The 17,671-nt window shown below is 40.2% G+C and carries 19 protein-coding genes; 5 read left to right on the forward strand and 14 right to left on the reverse strand.

Annotation, left to right across the window (positions count from 1 at the left end):
• Positions 1–11: 11 nt before the first annotated feature.
• Positions 12–3,119 (reverse strand): AAA family ATPase, encoded by a 3,108-nt coding sequence (locus tag VQ00_RS04525; protein WP_046178971.1) that lies wholly within the window; start codon positions 3,117–3,119, stop codon positions 12–14.
• Complete coding sequence (locus tag VQ00_RS04530) at positions 3,116–4,237, reverse strand: exonuclease SbcCD subunit D (RefSeq protein WP_046178972.1); 1,122 nt, start codon at positions 4,235–4,237, stop codon at positions 3,116–3,118. The genes VQ00_RS04525 and VQ00_RS04530 overlap by 4 nt, the downstream gene beginning before the upstream one ends.
• Before the next feature lie 128 nt (positions 4,238–4,365).
• Between VQ00_RS04530 and VQ00_RS04535 the strand changes: the two genes are divergently transcribed.
• Entirely contained in the window at positions 4,366–4,791 is a 426-nt protein-coding gene (locus tag VQ00_RS04535; protein ID WP_046178973.1) for a DUF2621 domain-containing protein, read from the forward strand.
• 20 nt (positions 4,792–4,811) lie between these two features.
• Here the strand turns inward: VQ00_RS04535 and VQ00_RS04540 are convergent, their stop codons facing one another.
• Positions 4,812–5,315, reverse strand: a complete 504-nt coding sequence (locus tag VQ00_RS04540) for a CcdC family protein (RefSeq protein WP_046178974.1) — start codon at positions 5,313–5,315, stop codon at positions 4,812–4,814.
• Between the two features lie 23 nt (positions 5,316–5,338).
• A complete protein-coding gene (locus VQ00_RS04545) occupies positions 5,339–6,046 on the reverse strand; it encodes a cytochrome c biogenesis CcdA family protein (protein WP_046178975.1) in 708 nt (235 codons plus the stop codon).
• 169 nt (positions 6,047–6,215) lie between these two features.
• Here VQ00_RS04545 and VQ00_RS04550 point away from each other — a divergent pair, with 169 nt between their 5' ends.
• On the forward strand, positions 6,216–6,395 hold the full coding sequence (locus VQ00_RS04550; protein WP_046178976.1) for an aspartyl-phosphate phosphatase Spo0E family protein: 180 nt from the start codon (positions 6,216–6,218) through the stop codon (positions 6,393–6,395).
• 25 nt (positions 6,396–6,420) lie between these two features.
• Here VQ00_RS04550 and VQ00_RS04555 read toward each other — a convergent pair whose 3' ends face one another.
• Positions 6,421–6,945, reverse strand: coding sequence for a hypothetical protein (locus VQ00_RS04555; RefSeq protein ID WP_046178977.1), 525 nt, complete (start codon positions 6,943–6,945; stop codon positions 6,421–6,423).
• 505 nt (positions 6,946–7,450) lie between these two features.
• Here VQ00_RS04555 and VQ00_RS04560 point away from each other — a divergent pair.
• Entirely contained in the window at positions 7,451–7,702 is a 252-nt protein-coding gene (locus VQ00_RS04560) for a hypothetical protein (protein WP_156153967.1), read from the forward strand.
• A gap of 35 nt (positions 7,703–7,737) precedes the next feature.
• Here VQ00_RS04560 and VQ00_RS04565 read toward each other — a convergent pair whose 3' ends face one another.
• Positions 7,738–9,102 (reverse strand): HD domain-containing phosphohydrolase, encoded by a 1,365-nt coding sequence (locus VQ00_RS04565; protein WP_046178979.1) that lies wholly within the window; start codon positions 9,100–9,102, stop codon positions 7,738–7,740.
• A gap of 541 nt (positions 9,103–9,643) precedes the next feature.
• Complete coding sequence (locus VQ00_RS18425) at positions 9,644–9,805, reverse strand: hypothetical protein (protein WP_216595824.1); 162 nt, start codon at positions 9,803–9,805, stop codon at positions 9,644–9,646.
• 221 nt (positions 9,806–10,026) lie between these two features.
• On the opposite strand from VQ00_RS18425, the gene VQ00_RS04570 reads away from it, so the two are divergent.
• The gene (locus tag VQ00_RS04570) at positions 10,027–10,407 is read left to right on the forward strand and encodes a hypothetical protein (protein WP_046178980.1); all 381 of its coding nucleotides are present in this window, start codon (positions 10,027–10,029) and stop codon (positions 10,405–10,407) included.
• A 46-nt stretch (positions 10,408–10,453) separates the two neighbouring features.
• Here VQ00_RS04570 and VQ00_RS04575 read toward each other — a convergent pair whose 3' ends face one another.
• From VQ00_RS04575 to VQ00_RS04590, 4 genes are all read right to left on the reverse strand, one after another.
• Positions 10,454–10,933: a DUF6884 domain-containing protein gene (locus VQ00_RS04575; protein ID WP_046178981.1), complete on the reverse strand. Its 480-nt coding sequence runs from the start codon at positions 10,931–10,933 to the stop codon at positions 10,454–10,456.
• Positions 10,934–11,803: 870 nt separating this feature from the next.
• Complete coding sequence (locus VQ00_RS17980; protein ID WP_082091466.1) at positions 11,804–11,968, reverse strand: YneF family protein; 165 nt, start codon at positions 11,966–11,968, stop codon at positions 11,804–11,806.
• The gene (locus tag VQ00_RS04585) at positions 11,968–12,219 is read right to left on the reverse strand and encodes a hypothetical protein (protein WP_046178982.1); all 252 of its coding nucleotides are present in this window, start codon (positions 12,217–12,219) and stop codon (positions 11,968–11,970) included. Before VQ00_RS04585 ends, VQ00_RS17980 begins: the two co-directional genes overlap by 1 nt.
• 246 nt (positions 12,220–12,465) lie before the next feature.
• Entirely contained in the window at positions 12,466–12,894 is a 429-nt protein-coding gene (locus VQ00_RS04590) for an acyl-CoA thioesterase (RefSeq protein ID WP_046179023.1), read from the reverse strand.
• A gap of 558 nt (positions 12,895–13,452) precedes the next feature.
• On the opposite strand from VQ00_RS04590, the gene VQ00_RS04595 reads away from it, so the two are divergent.
• Positions 13,453–14,247, forward strand: coding sequence for a VLRF1 family aeRF1-type release factor (locus VQ00_RS04595; protein ID WP_046178983.1), 795 nt, complete (start codon positions 13,453–13,455; stop codon positions 14,245–14,247).
• A gap of 396 nt (positions 14,248–14,643) precedes the next feature.
• Here VQ00_RS04595 and VQ00_RS17655 read toward each other — a convergent pair whose 3' ends face one another.
• From VQ00_RS17655 to tkt, 3 genes are all read right to left on the reverse strand, one after another.
• Positions 14,644–14,847, reverse strand: coding sequence for a site-specific integrase (locus VQ00_RS17655; protein ID WP_052728329.1), 204 nt, complete (start codon positions 14,845–14,847; stop codon positions 14,644–14,646).
• 461 nt (positions 14,848–15,308) lie between these two features.
• Positions 15,309–15,524 carry a YneF family protein gene (locus VQ00_RS04605; RefSeq protein WP_046178984.1) on the reverse strand — a complete coding sequence of 72 codons (216 nt, stop codon included), beginning with the start codon at positions 15,522–15,524 and terminating at the stop codon, positions 15,309–15,311.
• A gap of 133 nt (positions 15,525–15,657) precedes the next feature.
• Positions 15,658–17,661, reverse strand: a complete 2,004-nt coding sequence (gene tkt, locus VQ00_RS04610; RefSeq protein WP_046178985.1) for a transketolase — start codon at positions 17,659–17,661, stop codon at positions 15,658–15,660.
• Positions 17,662–17,671 lie beyond the last annotated feature (10 nt).

Consider the following 17,671-nt stretch of genomic DNA (forward strand, 5'->3'; position numbering starts at 1 on the left):
ATGAACGTTTTTTATCCTTCTCCTGTGAAAACAAATTTTGCTTTGCTCCCAGTGTTGGACTGTCCTACTTCAAGCCGCGCATCGATTCTTTCTTTTAATTCCGGCACGTGAGAAATAATACCGACGAGACGGCCATCTGCCTGAATATCCATTAATGTTTCAATCGCCTGATCAAGCGATTCGGGGTCAAGCGTACCAAACCCTTCATCCACAAACATCGTCTCAAGCGATACACCACCTGCATAATTTTGAACCACTTCAGCTAATCCAAGTGCCAACGCCAGGGCAGCTTTAAAGCTTTCTCCCCCGGACAACGTTTTTACGTGGCGGTTAGCGCCCGTGTATTGATCAAAAACAAGCAAGTCCAGGCCGCTTTGCGCATTTCCTTTTGACCGTTCTGTTAAACGCTCTAGTAAAAACCGCCCATTCGTCATCACCGTTAACCGTGTATTGGCGGCAGCAAGAATATCTTCGAGAAAAGAGGCGAGCACATAGCGTTCAAATGTCACCTTCAGTTCATTTTTCCCGTGTGCGACTTCGTATAAATGACCCGCAAGGCGGTATGCTTCTTCAGCCCGCGCCATTTGACCGGCTATTTCTTCAACCGATCCACGAATATGAATGGATGCTTTTATTTGTGCCGTAATTGAAGCGGCTTGATCCGTCCAGCGGGCAAGCTCTTCATTTAAGGTATAAATTTCTTCTTCCAGCTTTACAATGTCTGTCCGGATACATCCATCAAGAGCCGTTTTAAGTTCTGTTATCAATAAAAGAAGATCGCGCTGCTTCTGTTCATATTGCTGAACCACGTCTTTCATTTCGGCAAGCGACTCAATCAGCTGCGTCGCTTCTTTATAACGATCAAGCGATCCAAAACCGGCTTCTTCGCACTTTTGAAGAAAAGCAGACTTCGCTTCATGCAGCATAGACTTCGCATTTTGTACTGCTTGCATACGCTCATTGAAAACGGACTCCGCCGTCTGCCGTGCTATATTTGCTTTTTGAACGGCTTCCATAGCTTGTTCATATTGGTTTTGAAGACCGGTTGTTTCTTTCCCCAGCCGGTCAAGCTCTTTTGTAAAATAGTCACTGTTCCGCATCGGTTCCGGGATGGCTTGTTCAAGCTGCTGCAGGGTACTTTTCGATTGAATAAAGGCCGAATTTGCATTCATTTCTTCGATTCTATTTTGTTCCAGTTGTGCAGTGAGCTGTTTTTTTTGCTGTTTGACGTTAAGAAGCTGCTTTTCCAGCTTTTCTTTTTTGATCATATCCTGCTCTGCCTGCTTGCGACTTTTTTCCGCTTGCTTTAAATGGGCAGCTGCCTTTTCCACCTGAAAATCCGCAGGCAGCTTCTTTTCTAATTTCTCTATATTGTCCCGCGCACTTTTCAGTGAATAGCGGGCTTCTGTCCACTTTTGTTCTGCATTGCGATTTTCTTGGTTATGGCGTTCAGCTTGTTTTTCCGCTTCTTCAAGCTCCTGTTCCGACAATTGAGAAATATTTGCTTTGGCCGGATTTGGGTGGTGGACAGCTCCACATACTGAACAAGCCTCTCCCTCTTTCAACTGCCGGGCAAGCATTGCCGACTGCCCTTTATTCCATTCGATTCGGATATGTCGTAATTCTTCCAGTGAGGCAGCAGCACTCGCAGCTGTTTTTTCAGCCTGCTGCCGTGCCGCTTCTTCCAGATTCTCTTGTTCTCTCAGCACGTTTTGAGCAACTGTCAGTTCGTGAAATTGATCAAGCAGCGCCCTTAGTTTTTCGATTAAGTGTCCCGTTTCTAAATATGTTTCTTTCGAAGACTGCAAAGCATGAAGCGACTGCTCCACTTCCTGTTCAGTGCCGGATATGTCTTGATCCTTTTTCATCACATGAAGGACGGCTTGTTTTATGTTTTCCAGGCGCTCTTCCGCTTTTTTTGCATCATCTGCTGCACTTCGATATGCATAAACGGCATCTTTAATGGACTGAAGCTTTTGCAGCTGTTTCGCTGATTCATCACGAGCTGGCTGCAGGTCTTGCTCTTTTTTTAATCGCTCACTCGCCTGTTCAAATAAACGATTTGCTTCTTGCATCGCTATCGCTGCTTCATTTCGGCGTTTGATAGCCGCCTCAGCCGCTTGACGTGCTTTTTGTTCAACCATTTCGTATGAAAGGAGCTTTTCCGCCCGTTCTGCCCGGTCAATTTGAGATTGGCTTGTTTTTATAGCTTCTTTTTTTTCATCAAGCTGTTCTTTTTCTTGAAGAGCCGTCTCCAACCGGTCAAACTGTGCATTTCGAGACAGTCCCCGTTCCCGTTCCCCTAGTAAAAAATCCCGGTGGCTGCTCACATCTTTCACATGTTTCTGCAGCAATTCATATTGCTTGTTCATCTCAGTTAAATCAATGTCGAGCTGCGTAAAGATAGCGTCTTTTTGAATGGTTTCCTGCTCAAGCAAATTACGCATATCGAGTGAATAGGCCGGCAGGTTTTTTAAAAGAGCGATTTGCTGATCCGCCGCTTTTCCAGCTTCATTTTTAAGCGCATCAGATTTTTCTTTTAACACATCTTCCACACGTTTATAAAAAGACGTTTGAAACAGCTTTTGCAAAATCTTTTCTTTTTCCTGGCTTCCGGCCATTAACAGTTTTTGAAATTCTCCTTGTGGGATCATAAGAATTTGCCTGAATTGATTCGCTTCTAGACCAATTAATTCGTTCATTTTTTCATCTGTATCCCGGACGTTTGCCGCTAGGAGCTCCTCACTGCCATCCGCTTTTTTTTCATACAGTTCAGCCGCTGCACCTGCCGTCGTCATACCGCCGCCCCGTGATTTGGGCTTTTCCTGCTGCGGCGTCCGCTTAATAAAAAATGTCCGTCCTTTTAATTGGAACAGGAGGGCGACTTCCGTCATTTGTTTTGGATCAGCAAACTGGCTTCTCATTTCTGAAGCACTCCGGTGGTCTCCGCTCGGTTTCCCATACATGGCGAAACTAATCGCATCGAAAATCGTTGTTTTACCTGATCCTGTTTTGCCGGAAATGACAAACATTTTTCGATTTTCAAGCTCTGAAAAATCAATGACCTGACGGCCTGCGTACGGACCAAATGCTGTCATTGTTAGCGTGATCGGCTTCATAAGCGGCTATCCTCCTTTTTTGCTTCTTCCAGAACGGTTGTCATATAAGCCCTTTTTTCTTCTAAAAAAGGGAGTCCTGTCATTGCGTGATAAAATTCCTGAAAGAGTTCCAGCTCATTTTGCTTTTTTTTCGTTGAAGCAGCAGATTCAAAGGCAGTGGGAGCAGCAGACATTTTTTCAAGGTGAAGAATATGTGGAAATTTATATTTCAGCTTCGCCATTGGATCGATGAGCGCCCCTTCACCTTTTATTATCACTTTTATATAGTCATCAGAGGCATCCTGCTCCATTAATTCATCAAAATAACCAGCCATTACTTTCATTTCACGCACTGGTTTTAACGTTTCTTTTGTGACAGATACCTGCTTTTGTGCATCGATTTCCACAATTGATACACTTTTTGTATGCGCTGCTTCCGAAAAAGAATATTTGAGCAACGAGCCCGCGTATTTAACGGAAGGATGATGAATCGCCTGCGGATTGTGAAGGTGCCCGAGTGCCGTATACTGAAATGGCGCAAAAAGTTCGACCCCAACATTTCCTGTTCCTCCAACAGATAAAATGCGTTCAGAATCACTCGTTTCGCCACCAGTTACAAATGCATGGCCAACCGCAACATGTATTCCGTCCGAATCCATGTTTTCACTTAATCGGCCTGTCAACACGTTCATCGCATCGTGGTGGGTATGAACAGAATCATCGTCAAATAAATGCCGGATAACACCAGGTTCAGCGTACGGCAAACAATGAAAATGAACACCTTCAATAACTGGACAAAACATATCTTTTTCCATTTTTCCGGCAAGATAAAAACGGTTTTGCCGGAACCACGTTGAGCCGAACGCAAGCCGTTCCGAGCTGTCATGATTGCCGGAAATCGCGACAATCGGTACATTCATTTCAACATTAATTGTAAAAAGCGTTTCATTCAGCAAATTCACCGCGGAAGCTGGCGGAACCGACCGATCATACAAGTCACCCGCTATCACAAGCGCATCCGGCTGCTCCCGTTCAATTAATCGAATCAGCCCTTGCAAAATAAAGCGCTGATCCTCGATCATTGAAATGCCATGCACCATCTTGCCAAGATGCCAGTCAGCCGTATGAATAAATTTCATTTCAATTCCCTCCTGCACGTATGTATGTTCCGATCATATCAGATGAATAGGATATTGAAAAGAATCAACAAGACGCCTTCTGTTTGGTATAATGAAAGCAAAGAAGATATCATAACGGGGGTTGCAGCATGCTTGAAGGCTGGTTTTCTTACTTTATCGTCGCTTGGACGTTTATTCTCGTAGGCTTGTTTGCGATTGGCGGATTTTTCATGTTTCGGAAGTTTTTAAAAAAACTGCCGAAACATGATGGCCGATCTGACATGGACTGGGAAGAATATTATGTAGACAAAACACGAAAATTGTGGGGATCTGAAGAAAAAAATATGCTTGAAGAATTGGTCAGCCCGGTTCCGGAATTGTTCCGTGATGTGGCCCGCCATAAAATCGCCGGCAAAATTGGCGAACTTGCCTTGAAGGAAAAAGCCCGCCGTATTTCCCTTGATTTAATTATCCGCGGCTATATTATGGCTACACCAAAAAGAGATCATAAATTCTTACGAAAAAAACTCGATGAAATGAAAATCGATGCCGCGCCATACAGCCATTTATTTTAACATGAAAAAACAGCCTTCACTTAAAAGGCTGTTTTTTCTGTCATGGCCACAGAACGTTCTGGCAGCTGGCATTTTAACACTTTATATTTTCTATACATTACCACCCGCCATGGAAGAATCATCGCGAAGGCGAGAATAAAAAACATGCCGCCGAGTTCTCCTACATCAATTGAAGTCGATAAAACAAGCTTTCCGACGATTCGAACGACGAGCAGCGTCATTAAAATGATCGGAAACGCTTTTGATCGTTTCAAATAAATGTCATGACCGCGTATTTCAAAATTTGATGTTTTAATAAGCAAGAGTGAAAAAAGACATCCTACGGCCGCTGCTTCAAGCAATTCAAGTCCGGTTACCCGAAACATCGGGAATAAAAACATGAACGCACCTGTGCTCATAAAAAGTGGCGGCATAATAATTTTTTTAGTTGAAGTTGGTTTTTTAGCCGCTTTCATCCGGACAAATAAAGTGGCAATCCCCATCATAACAGCTGCCACGGATGATGCCGCAACCATCCAATCCATATTGATCATTCCTTTAGGGCAAATTAAAAGCCGGTAAACCCGCCGAACAATGGTGTCAGGATCATAATGATCTTTGTCATCCAATCAAAAAACAGGATAATACCCATTCCTATCATAACATACCCGCCGATATTTACAATCTTTGCACTGTGCGTGCGTATCCATTTCATCCGTCCAATAAAAAAAGACAGAACAAAAAATGGAATGGCAAAACCAAGTGTGTACGCCATCATATAGAGCATAGCAGAGTCCGGATTCGTGCCGGCCATATAAATAACCGCAAGCAAAATAGGACCGGTACACGGTGTCCATCCCGCTCCAAATGCCAAGCCGATCAATGCCGACCCAACATAGCCGACCGGACGATTTTTAAATTCGACCCGCTTTTCGGACATCATAAATTTCGGCTGTAAAATGCCCGTCACAACCAATCCGAAAAAGATAATAAAAATCGCACCGAGCTGACGAATGAGATCGTCCCACTCTTTTAAAAATTGGCCGATAAACGATGACCCAAAACCGAGCAAAATAAACACGAGCGAAAAACCTAGAAGAAAGAAGAGAGTATGCAGCATACTTCGTTTTTGCAGCATCGCATTGTCGTTTTTCAGCTCATTGACACTCATGCCGGTAATATAGGATAAAAATGCAGGATACAGAGGCAGGCAGCAAGGAGAAATAAAACTTAAAAAACCTGCACCAAACGCCAGGAAAATATTTAAATCGGTCATGAATTCAACATCCTTTCCCTTCCCATTGTAACAGAAACGAGCGATTTTACACTTTGACATATATGTGAACAGAAAAAAGTGAAAAAACGACAAATTTTTTTGAAAATAAGTAAATGATTGGGTATACTAGATAGTGTAATTTACTAAACAATGGAAAGGGTGGTCCGCTGTGGATAAAGAAACCCTGCTTGACGCCATCGAAGCAAAGCGGACTGAACTGCTGAATATTGCTTTTCAAACCGGACTCACTTCTCCTCTTGCGATTGAATACAGCCAGGAACTGGACCGGCTTTTAAATTTATATGATGAACTTCACATTCGCAGCTTAAAAAAAGCGCAAGTAAAATAAAAAAACTGCCCTTGGGGACAGTTTTTTATTTTTTCTTATAAATGCCTATTAAACCGTTTTCAATGAATATTTGATCAAATTCAGCTATAACTTTATCACCGGGCACAAGTTCATTTCCGAATATATTTTCATCATTGAAAATAATATCGCCTGACTGCGGGCTTGTTCCTTCTAAATTCATCTGCCCATGTTCATACCACACACGATTAATTGTATAGACCACTTTTTCCGGTTTTACATATTCGGCAATGTTAAAATTGCCATCTTCCCAGTAAGTCCGGATGCGATCTCCTACAGATAATTCAATTTCAACATCCGTCGGCTTAAAACGAATTATTTCACCGTTGCTCGCAGTTGCTCGGTAATAGCCTTTTTCAATCTTAGGAGACTTGAATGTAACAATATAATGCTTTAGTGAAATACCTTCTTTTTCTAATATTTCATATGGGGTACCTGTTAATTCATCTTCATATTCTGATGCTAGTACCGGGACACTTGCGCTGATCAACATAAATGGAAGAATAAATAAAGACAAGAATCGTTTTTTCATTTTGCTGCCCCTCCTTTTCTCTCAATATTTATATGTACCCCCATCTCAATCAATTACTCTTTAAAAAAATAAAAATTTATCTAGATCAGTTAGTTCATCTGTATACTGATCCTTTTTGAGGCGCTACACTATAAGTCAGTTACTAAAAAGAGAAAAACACGTCAACTAATGACGTGTTTCAGAGTGTAGACAAAGTCAGCATTCGTCTTTTTAACGAAAATTTCTATTACCGAAAAAGGCAGGTATCTTTCAGAGAAGCAGGCTCGTTTTTTTACCTGGAGCCGGCAGGTGAAACCACCCGGACTTCGCTTTCCGCGGGCAGTGCGGGCGCTTCCTCGGCTGCGCCTGCGGGATCTCCCGACTCACTGTACGTCCCGCAGGAGTCTTCGTCCGGGCGGCTTCACCAAAAGCAGCGAGAAGAAGCAAGTCCTGATAGGCTATATGTGTGGAACAAACGCCAAGGACATGACTGCATACTCTTGCGCCATTGCCGCTGCTGCAAAAGATGGATCTGCCAGACATGGCTGTTTCGTTTAAACGCACAGGCAGTGGGCGCGCAGCGAAGACTCCTATGGGACTGACTGGCATGGCAGCTGAGATCGGATCTGCCGCAAAGCGGCGGAGACGAGCTCAGCGCCTGCCCCATGGAAAGCGAAGCCGCGCGCCCGCCGCCTTTATCGGCTCCCGTCAAAACAGCTTTCATGTGAAGAAACAAAAGGTGATTCTGTTAAAAATTTTGTTTGTCTACAGTATGTAAAGTGAAAAACACACCAAGAGAAGGCGCTTTTCCGGTCACCTTTGAGTATCAGTATACATAGCTTGTTCTTTATGCATATGTTGAAGAATTTGTTGAATTCCCAATAAAGCATCATGCTCTTCTCCCACTGATAGTTGACCAGTATCCCACCTAAGATCAATTTCTTTTATGGTTTTAACCACAACATCAATAAATACATTTTCAACAGTTAGCCCATCGATCAAATTTTTATAGTTTTCAAATGCTCTTTCCCAATCTCCAGCTATTAAATTATTTATATATAAATTCCAATACTGCTCCCTTTTAGAGCCTGCTGCTTCTTGTTCTACATGATCCCATCTGATGAATTTTGGAATCGTTACAGATAAATTTGTAGGTAATTCAAATGTGACTGAACTACCTAATTCTTGTAATGTTGGTCGATAAGGCTGCTGATCATTGACTACCTTTACTCGAGCTTTTTTACCATTTGATAACTTCACAATTGAATCTGGCGGGTATATATTTAGCAATTCAATAAAGCTGATCAAATACATTAAATCATATTTCTTTTTCTTATTTAATAGAAGCTCAATCGCTTTTGTTGCTAAAATAGGCTCACGATATGATCGCTTTAAGGTTAGAGCGGAATAAGAATCGACAATTCCCATTATCCGGATTTCTTTTGAAATATCTTTATCTGTCAATCCATTTGGATAGCCTGATCCATCTAAACGTTCATGATGAGATTTACAGATGGTCTCAAATATTTTCGGCAGCTTATTTTTCTTTGTCCAGGTTACTCCTTCCATTGTGTGGCTTTTTAAAATATCAAAGTCACTCTTTGTTAGCTTTTCTTCCTTGTTTAATAATTCTTTCGATATCTGTAACTTCCCTATATCATGAACTAAGCAGCACGCAGCAAATATATCTAATTCTCTTATTCCTACTTCATTTGCTAATAATGAACCCAGTAAAAAAACATCGAATGAATGGTAATAACTATATGAATCTAATTTCTTCAAATTAAACACTGCATTTGAAATACGGTCATCCTCCATTACATGAATAAACAAATTTTCTAGCCACATGAGTTTATCATTGTCATGAAGAACATACCCATATCTTGATTCATTCACCACATAAATCAAACTGTCATAAAAAAGCTTTTTTGTACTTAGAATTCCTTTTGAATATAAAATAGATGTCTTCTTTTTTACCTCCCAGGTATCTTGATTAGTCTGAATGCTTTCACCGGCCTCCAGAACCTCAACAGTTGAAATATTCCAATTAATTAATTTTTCTATTGCAGTACGATTGATTAGAGTTCCTCCGCTAAGCAGCAATGTTCCATTTTTATAAACATCGCTATAAAGAATATCCCCTTTAACCAAGTCTCCTAACTCTTTTACTAACGCCAAATAGCTCACCTACTCTAAAATTTTTATTCAAAATAAAATATAAAAAGAAATCATTATTTTTCCGATAATTTTGTACGTTCATTTATTTTCGCTGGAAAGTACTGTAACTGTGTTCTCCTAACCTCCTGCCCGCATTGTCGTAACTTTTACAACTAAACAACCGCGCCTTTATATCCATTTCTTTTGATATATTTATTAGGAAATCTTTCTTTGCTTGGAACATATTTTACACTTTATCACTTTGTTTGTGCTATTTATACTGTTTTTTAATTTCAGCAGTTATTTTTCTGTTTATTTTGTCGTACTTTTCATGACTTAAGTCACTCTATTTGATTTGATACTTAGCTTTTAAACACCTGTTACAATTTTAATTACCCTCACCGTTACAGAAAGGAAAAAACATACTTATATAATATATTTAAGCTATATCACTCTTATCTTTCTCCTTTTTTCATATCTACTACTGATTTCATCCTCTAAAAACACAAAAAACCACCTCTTCCTGTTTATCTTTCAACAGAAAAAGGCGGTTATCTTAGTTTTAATGAGCAGACGGATTGTTCTCTTTAATAGGTTTCCTTGCGTTAATATACAGCATCGTTGTCTGAGCACTTGCATGGCCTGCTTGATTGGCGACTTCATGGATATTCATCCCTTTTTCTAATAAATTCTCCTTAGCTACTACTAAAATTTCGATTATCAAGCATAGAACATCTTGCAATACGATTCAGTATTCTAGCTTAGTCATTTTATTTTCCATAGTTATGTATTCAACAGTATGATTCCAAGCATTTAAATTTAAATTATGTTTTACCGCTAAAAACATATTTATTTAGTGCAAAGCTGCTCCCTTCTGCTAAACCGCCGCTGTTTCATGGATACACAATAAGGAACACTGTTAGCCGTTATTTCTGGGGGAAGAAATTGCATCCTTTTGTATTGGAGCAGCAAGGAAAAAAGTGTTCTATTTGTGGCTGGACACCTGAACATGAGACTGAAATGAAACACCTTCACTTGCATGAAATAGAGGAATACGATTTCTCCAATAAAGCATGCCATTTGATCGCTATTCAACTCATTTGCAAGAAATGTCATTCGTTCCAACATATCATGCGGACTGAGTTAGTTTCGACAAAGGAACAGTGGAAGAGTTTGATGCAGCATTTCATTCGTGTAAATAGCTTCTCTCCTGAAATTGTAAATGAGTTCGGTTTGGTGATAACGAAAGCACTACAACAAGAAAGCAATAAGGAAAAGCCGTTAAAAGCACGCTCTTTAAAGGGATTGTATAAGGGACTTTCTTAAAAACAGCATCAATAAAACAATATTTAGAAGTCATATCTTTCATCGGCTAATACTTATTTTCCTTGCTCGAATCCGTTATTTCCTTATTAATAAGCAAAGAATTGTTTAGCTTTTGAAGCATATAACCGATCCCCTTACAATCATTCAAGGGGTATTTATAGCTATAGTTGCTTCCAAAAGCTTGCTCCACAACTTTTCTATACTTTTTTCCGCCTAAAACGACTAATTCATCAAAATCCGCTAATTTTTTTTCTGGAATTTGCTGTTTTAATTTATCAATGCTGATAATTTCGGGACTCTTAGAATTAAATGCAACATTGTAATTTGAATGAATCATATCTTGCGGAAATAAGAAGCCATGTTTCGCTGAAAGAATAACCCAATGTTCAAAGAAACGAGAAGCATAATTTTGACAAGAGTTATGGAACGAACCGATATAAACATTTTCCGCTTCTGTTGGTCCAGCATCCGGTTTCTTATCCCACACTTTTTTTGCTCCGCATGGAATAATACATAGTCTTTTCATTACTTTCTGTTCACTCCTTCTTGATTTAATAGTGTTTCGGGGAATAGCTCACTAGCTAAGCCAATTAGCAAGTATTCCAGAATCTTGAGCGATGTTTCACCAAATTCCTTCCATTATTATATTATCTAATGACACATGTGAGAGACCTCGTCCTTGATAGGATAAAAAATACGCATCCTCTTTAAGGATTCTGTCTTTCACATACTCTCTGCGGATTCTCTCGTACTTCACCAGCACTTTTTTCAACGCAGGACATGCTCCTTATTTCCTTTTCCATGCACAAGAATAGATGCTTCTCCTACGTTCTCACAAGGCAGTGTTCGTATCTCCATCGCTCTAAGCCCACACAGTCCGCCAGCATAGCGATGATAGCCTTGTTGCAGGCTTCTCTAGTTCTTGTAGCTGAATGCCTCTATCATGTTGTATATGTCTTCTGCATTAAAGCCTTTCATTACCTTCTTCGACACTTTAGGGGTTTCAACCTTCTTCATTTACACTGAAACGACACTTTGTGGCTGTAGCCCAGACTGCTGCATAAATATTTTCTAGTTATGTAATTTCCCGCTTCTCTTTCAAATAAAGTTTGATATTCTTTAATTCCTGCTTCTTGTTAATCAGGGTTTTTTGCGTGAATCCTTTCGGCAGACAGTAATAGATCTACTCATTAATTACATCTTCTAATTCCATAAAAAAACCACCTCTCTTAGTTAATCTTTCAACAAGAAAAGGTGGTTATCGTTATTTACAAGGGAAATAAACCAAAATAAAGTGAAAACAGCGATGAAGGTTTAACCTTTTACGCTATTTAAACAAATGAACAATGGATTAAAACTGCCTTAAACACGGTTCTATCCCTTACACAGCAAGGACTTATTTATCCTGCTGCTTGTTCATTTGTGCCATCATTTGGTTGATTTTCTTCTGCGATGGTTTCATTCCCATTTGCATCATCATACGCAGCATTTGCTCGTTAATTGGCGGATTCTTTTTCAAGTAATCCATCATGTAACGGCGTGCGATGAAAAAACCGATGATTAGATTTTCTTCGCATTATACTCAATAATGATCATTGATTTAGTTTTCAGCTCAATAATATTGCTGCTACCACAGTTATAACAATGCGAAAGAGCAAAATTTGCAATCTGAGTAAATTCAGAAGCTTTTTCTCTGTTTTCCTTTTCACAACTTACGCAATTCCACTTTAAAAGAAACGTTTCTGGAGATTCAACCTGGAAAGTTTTATCCCACATTTTCATGTATTCTTCCATTGTAACTACCTGTTTCATTATTTTATACTTCCTTTCAATCCTTCGTTAATTTCCCTATATCTTACGATTAAATCAGAATTAAATTTAGTGCCAGAAAAATCTAAAACCTCGGCTGCTTTTACTGTGTTTATTCAAAGACCGGCTATGTATCCTTCTTTGCCTTTCTTCATAATGGTGGGTTGTTGCTTGAAGGAAACGTACGACCAAGCAACCGTTGAATTATTGGGACGTTGCTGAATGGTTTTATAAACATTCCCGTCTTTGCTAGACTTTCCTTTTAATTTCTTCATATTTTTGAAACCACTCGGGAAATGCCTTACTGAATCTAACGGGTTTGAAATCACCGTTTTCCTTTTTTACGATGATATGTGTAGTAGTTCCTTCCGCGCAAATGTCACCTTCACCGTTGACAATTTGAAAACCATAGGCAGCTCTTAATGCGTGATTTTTTTCCACCCATGTCTTGACAAAGGCTTTATCTCCAAGCTTTATAGGTTTCTTATATGTAACTTCAAGGTTGTGCACTGGTGCGTAATATCCCGCTTTTTCCATATCTAAGTAGTTGTATCCAATATCCTCTATAAGTTTTGTTCTACCTAGTTCAAACCATTTTATGTAGTTTGCATGATAAACAACACCCATCATATCGGTATCAGCATATGAAAATTGAATTTCTTCAGTTGCAATATACATATTATCCATTCCACTCATTTCCTTCTTAATGATAGTTCTTGTTCGACACTTCTTAAAATAATAGCATAGGTTTTGTTTTTTTTTATTAAAATTGGCTTTATGAAAGAACAGTATTAGTTTCTATTCATATCATTTATGCTTCGAAAATAAATTTTCATAAAGATTCCCCTTGTTATCTAATCAAAAAGCTAAATACCCTGCTCTTATTACTATCAAGAACCAGATAAAACACTCAGGTTGGTACGATTGATAAATTGAAAAAGCCGCTCCGATGCGCTAACATCGAACCGGCCGGCTTCCCATAAGAGATGATCAGCAATACCGGGGAATAACCCACCAGAGCGCTCGACTCAATGGCGGGTTATTTTTTTGGTTAAATGAAAAGATCGCCGCTGTTTGCTTCAAAAAAGACAGCCGGATTAATCCACTTCCCAGCCTGCAGCTCATCTGTAGGCATTTTTAATAAACACCATACCTGTGACTAAGACTTAGTTTTATATTTGGTACTCGAAGGGCAGGCTAGTACTGTAAAGAAATTTGAGGAGGTAAAATAAATTTATGACTCTAAACAAAGAACTCCAGACCTTAAAAGAATATCACAGTGGTGAACGCGGCGTATTGAGTGTTTATTTAAACACCAACCCAGCTGATCCAGACCAACTAAACGGTGCATGGGAAATTCATTTAAAGAACGGCTTAAAGGATTTAGATAAGTATTTAACAGATTCAAAAAATGAAAATGAATTAAAATTGTTTAAAGAAATTAAGAAAAAAGTATTAAAAGAAATCGATGATAATAAGGATGATTTGCGCAAAGGAGTCGTTATTTTCGCTTCAGAGAATCCAGAATTATGGTCGGTTCACTATGTGCAAGTCCCTGTTAAATCAAGCTTTCATTGGGAAGATCATCCGGTGTTAGAACAATTGGAATACATGCACAAAGCCTATCCAGAAGCAGGAATCATTTTACCAAGCTTCGGGGAAGTTCGAATATTGGATACTGTAATGGGATTGGTCAAAGAAGATTTTTCTTACAGCTTCGACCCTAACCTTGAAGAGTGGGGGAAAAAGAAGGACATGGATCCCGGTGGTCGACATGTAATTGGGAGTAGTAAAGTAGACTTTTTAGAGTCCCGGCTTAAAGAAAATTTGCAAAGGTTCTTTAAAAGCATGGGGACAAACGTAGAACGATTAAAGAAAGAAAGAGGTTGGGTAGAAATCCATGTAGCGGGAGAAACCGAATTGGCAATCGCTTTTGCTGAAACCTTACGAGAAAAACCGGCAAGCTGCATTTACAAAAATCTAAATAACAGCAAACCGAGTGAAGTGATAAATCAAGTTTTAGAAAAATAAAAATGCTTTTACATTTTTCTTAACTTTGAAAAATACTCCTTATCAAAGAAAACGTGAAATTGTCTGGTATTAAATCGTTGCAGCGCCTGCCTCAAAAGAAATGAAACGGTAAGCGAGATATGACGTGCCATGCTGAAATGGCTCTATAATCAGACGGAATTTTCCGTTTCGAGATCGCCGTTACTACTAAAATTCCGAGGCCATCAGCTAGGCTGTTGCCGCTTGCTATCATCGATTGCCAAAGATCTTGAAAATCAGGATCGGTCTGTCCTCGCAAGAATTAATTCAGAAGAAGCAGGATTAGAATAAACTGAATAAAAACGTAACCTCCCAAACAACTTCTTTTTTGGGAGGTTGTTTGATTGCATTATTTACCTTTTTGACAAATGATGATAATCATTGAACAAGAATGGAGGTTTCCCCCACACTTTCAATGGTCAATGGACATAACTCCATCGCTCTAAGCCCATAATCCACCAGCATGGCGATGATTGCCTTATTTCGGGCTTCTTTGATAGGTCTTGTAATGCTGTATATATCGTCTGCGTTGAAGCCTTTCAGCACTTTTTTCGATACTTTAGGCGTTTCACCTTTCTTCATTAAGTTTTCTTTCCAATACCCCTCATTAGACACACCAATTAAAAAACGCTGAAAATAACCTTAAACATCGACACAATATTCAGCGGTTGCAGCCCCGACTGTTTCTTATAGTGGATATACGATCTCAAATCATCCAAGTAAATACCCTCGAACTGCGAAATTCTCCGCTTCTCTTTCAAATAAAGTTTAAGGTTCTTGAGTTCCTGGTTCTTGTTAATCAGCGTCTTTTGAGTGAATCCTTTTTACAAACAGTAATAGACGTACTCAGCAATTACATCTTCTAATTCCACAAAAAAACCACCTTCCTTGGTTAATCTTTCACAAGAAAAGGTGGTTATCGTTATTTACAAGGAAAATAACTCAAATAAATGCAAAAACAGTGAGGAAAGATTAACCTTTCACCCTTCTGCTTGAATAAATGAATAGGGAAAAATCGCTTTAAACCCTTATACAGCAAGGACTTATTTATCCTGCTGTTTATTCATTTGTGCCATCATTTGATTAATTTTCTTCTGCGATGGTTTCATTCCCATTTGCATCATCATCATACGCAGCATTTGCTCGTTAATTGGCGGATTCTTTTTCAAGTAATCCATCATGTAACGGCGTGCGATGAAAAAACCGATAGCGATGCCGGCAGCGAGTGCCAGGACAGCCGTAAGCACATACCAAAACATAAACGTGTTCCTCCTTCAAGTTATCTATTCAAAGTGTACTAAACCATTCACGATTATACAATAAGAGCCTGTAAATTTTTGCGGAATGATGGCGTAAAAAAATCCGGAACCGAGGCTCCGGACTGAAAACATTTTATTTTTCTAACAATACTTTTACACGCGATACAACATTTTCAACAGTAAAGCCATACTCTTTCATAACAATATCCCCAGGTGCTGAGGCGCCAAATTGATCAATCGCCAAAATGTCACCTTCATCGCCTGTATATTTATGCCAGCCGAATGAAGAACCGACTTCGATTCCGAGACGTTTTTTCACAGACTTCGGAATAACAGATTCTTTGTAAGCTGCATCCTGCTGATCAAAACGATCAAATGACGGAATGCTGACAACATTCGCATGGATGCCTTCGCCTTGAAGAACTTTTTGTGCTTCAACAGCCAATCCCACTTCTGAACCTGTTGCAAGAAGAAGAACATCAGGTGTTTTTTCAGCTTTTACAACCGTATAAGCACCTTTTTCAACACCCTCATGCGCCTGTTCTTTTGAGCCTGGAAGAACCGCCAAGTTTTGACGCGTCAACACAAGAGCTGTTGGCGTTGATTTGCTTGTGAGTGCCAATTTCCAGGCTGCCGCTGTTTCGTTTCCGTCTGCTGGACGAATAACAGACAAGTTTGGCATACCGCGGAACGCGGAAAGCTGTTCAACCGGCTCATGTGTCGGTCCATCTTCACCAACAGCAATACTGTCGTGTGTAAAGACGTACGTAACTGGAAGCCCCATCAACGCAGCTAAACGAATTGCCGGACGCAAGTAGTCCGAGAAAACGAAGAACGTGCCGCCAAACACTTGAAGTCCTCCGTGAAGCGCCATTCCATTCATCGCTGCACCCATCGCAAATTCGCGGACACCAAACCAGATGTTGCGACCTTCATAGCTGCCTGGCATAAAATCAGCTGTATTTTTAATGGATGTTTTGTTAGAGCCGGCTAAATCCGCTGAGCCGCCAAGGAATGTTGGAACTGCTTTAGCAATCGCGTTTAGTGCTTCACCAGACGTATTACGTGTCGCGTTTGATGTTCCTTCTTCATAAACAGGAAGAGCCGATTCCCAGTCATCCGGCAATTCGCCGTTGATAGCTTTTTGGAGCTGTCCGGCAAGCTCGGGATAACTTTCTTTGTAAGAAGCAAATAATTTGTCCCACTCAGCTTGCGCTTCGGCACCGCGATTGACCGCTTCTTCTTCAAAACGACTGTATACGTCATCTGGCACGTGGAAGTCCTTGTCAAATGTCCATTTGTAATATTCTTTTGTTAATTTCATTTCGTCTTCACCAAGCGGTGCACCGTGAGAAGCGGATTTACCGGATTTGTTTGGTGAGCCGTAGCCGATGACTGTTTTTACTTCAACAATCGTTGGAGCGTCATCGTTTTGTTTTGCTTTTTCAAGCGCGTTTAATACTTCGTCGAGATCGTTTCCATCTTCCACACGAATGTAGTTCCAGCCATATGCTTTAAAGCGGCCTTCTACACTTTCAGAAAATGACTTATCAAGTTCGCCATCTAAGGAAATATCGTTGGAATCATAAAGAACAACTAAACGGCTTAATTTCAAATGAGCTGCAAATGAAGCCGCTTCTGATGCGACACCTTCCATTAAATCACCATCGCCGCAAAGCGCGTATGTATGGTGGCCGATAACTTCATGTCCATCTTTGTTGTATACAGATGCCAAATGGCGCTCAGCCATTGCCATACCGACAGCCATTGCAATTCCTTGTCCAAGAGGACCAGTCGTCGCTTCAACACCGTCTGTGTGCTTATACTCCGGATGACCCGGTGTTTTACTTCCCCACTGACGGAAATTTTTGATTTCATCAAGCGAAAGACCATAGCCGGCAAGGTGCAGCAAGCTGTATAAAAGCATGGAACCGTGACCTGCTGAAAGTACGAATCGATCCCGGTTAAACCATTGTGGATTTTTCGGATTGTGATTCATTACTTTTGTCCAGAGCGCATACGCCATAGGAGCAGCACCCATTGGCAAACCCGGATGGCCGGAGTTCGCTTTTTCAATTGCATCGATGGATAGCGTGCGGATTGTTGTGACCGCAAGTTGATCTGTTTTATCAAACATGAGATTCATC

The sequence above is a fragment of the Domibacillus tundrae genome (assembly GCF_000970675.1).
In the GTDB taxonomy this organism is placed as follows: domain Bacteria; phylum Bacillota; class Bacilli; order Bacillales; family Domibacillaceae; genus Domibacillus; species Domibacillus tundrae.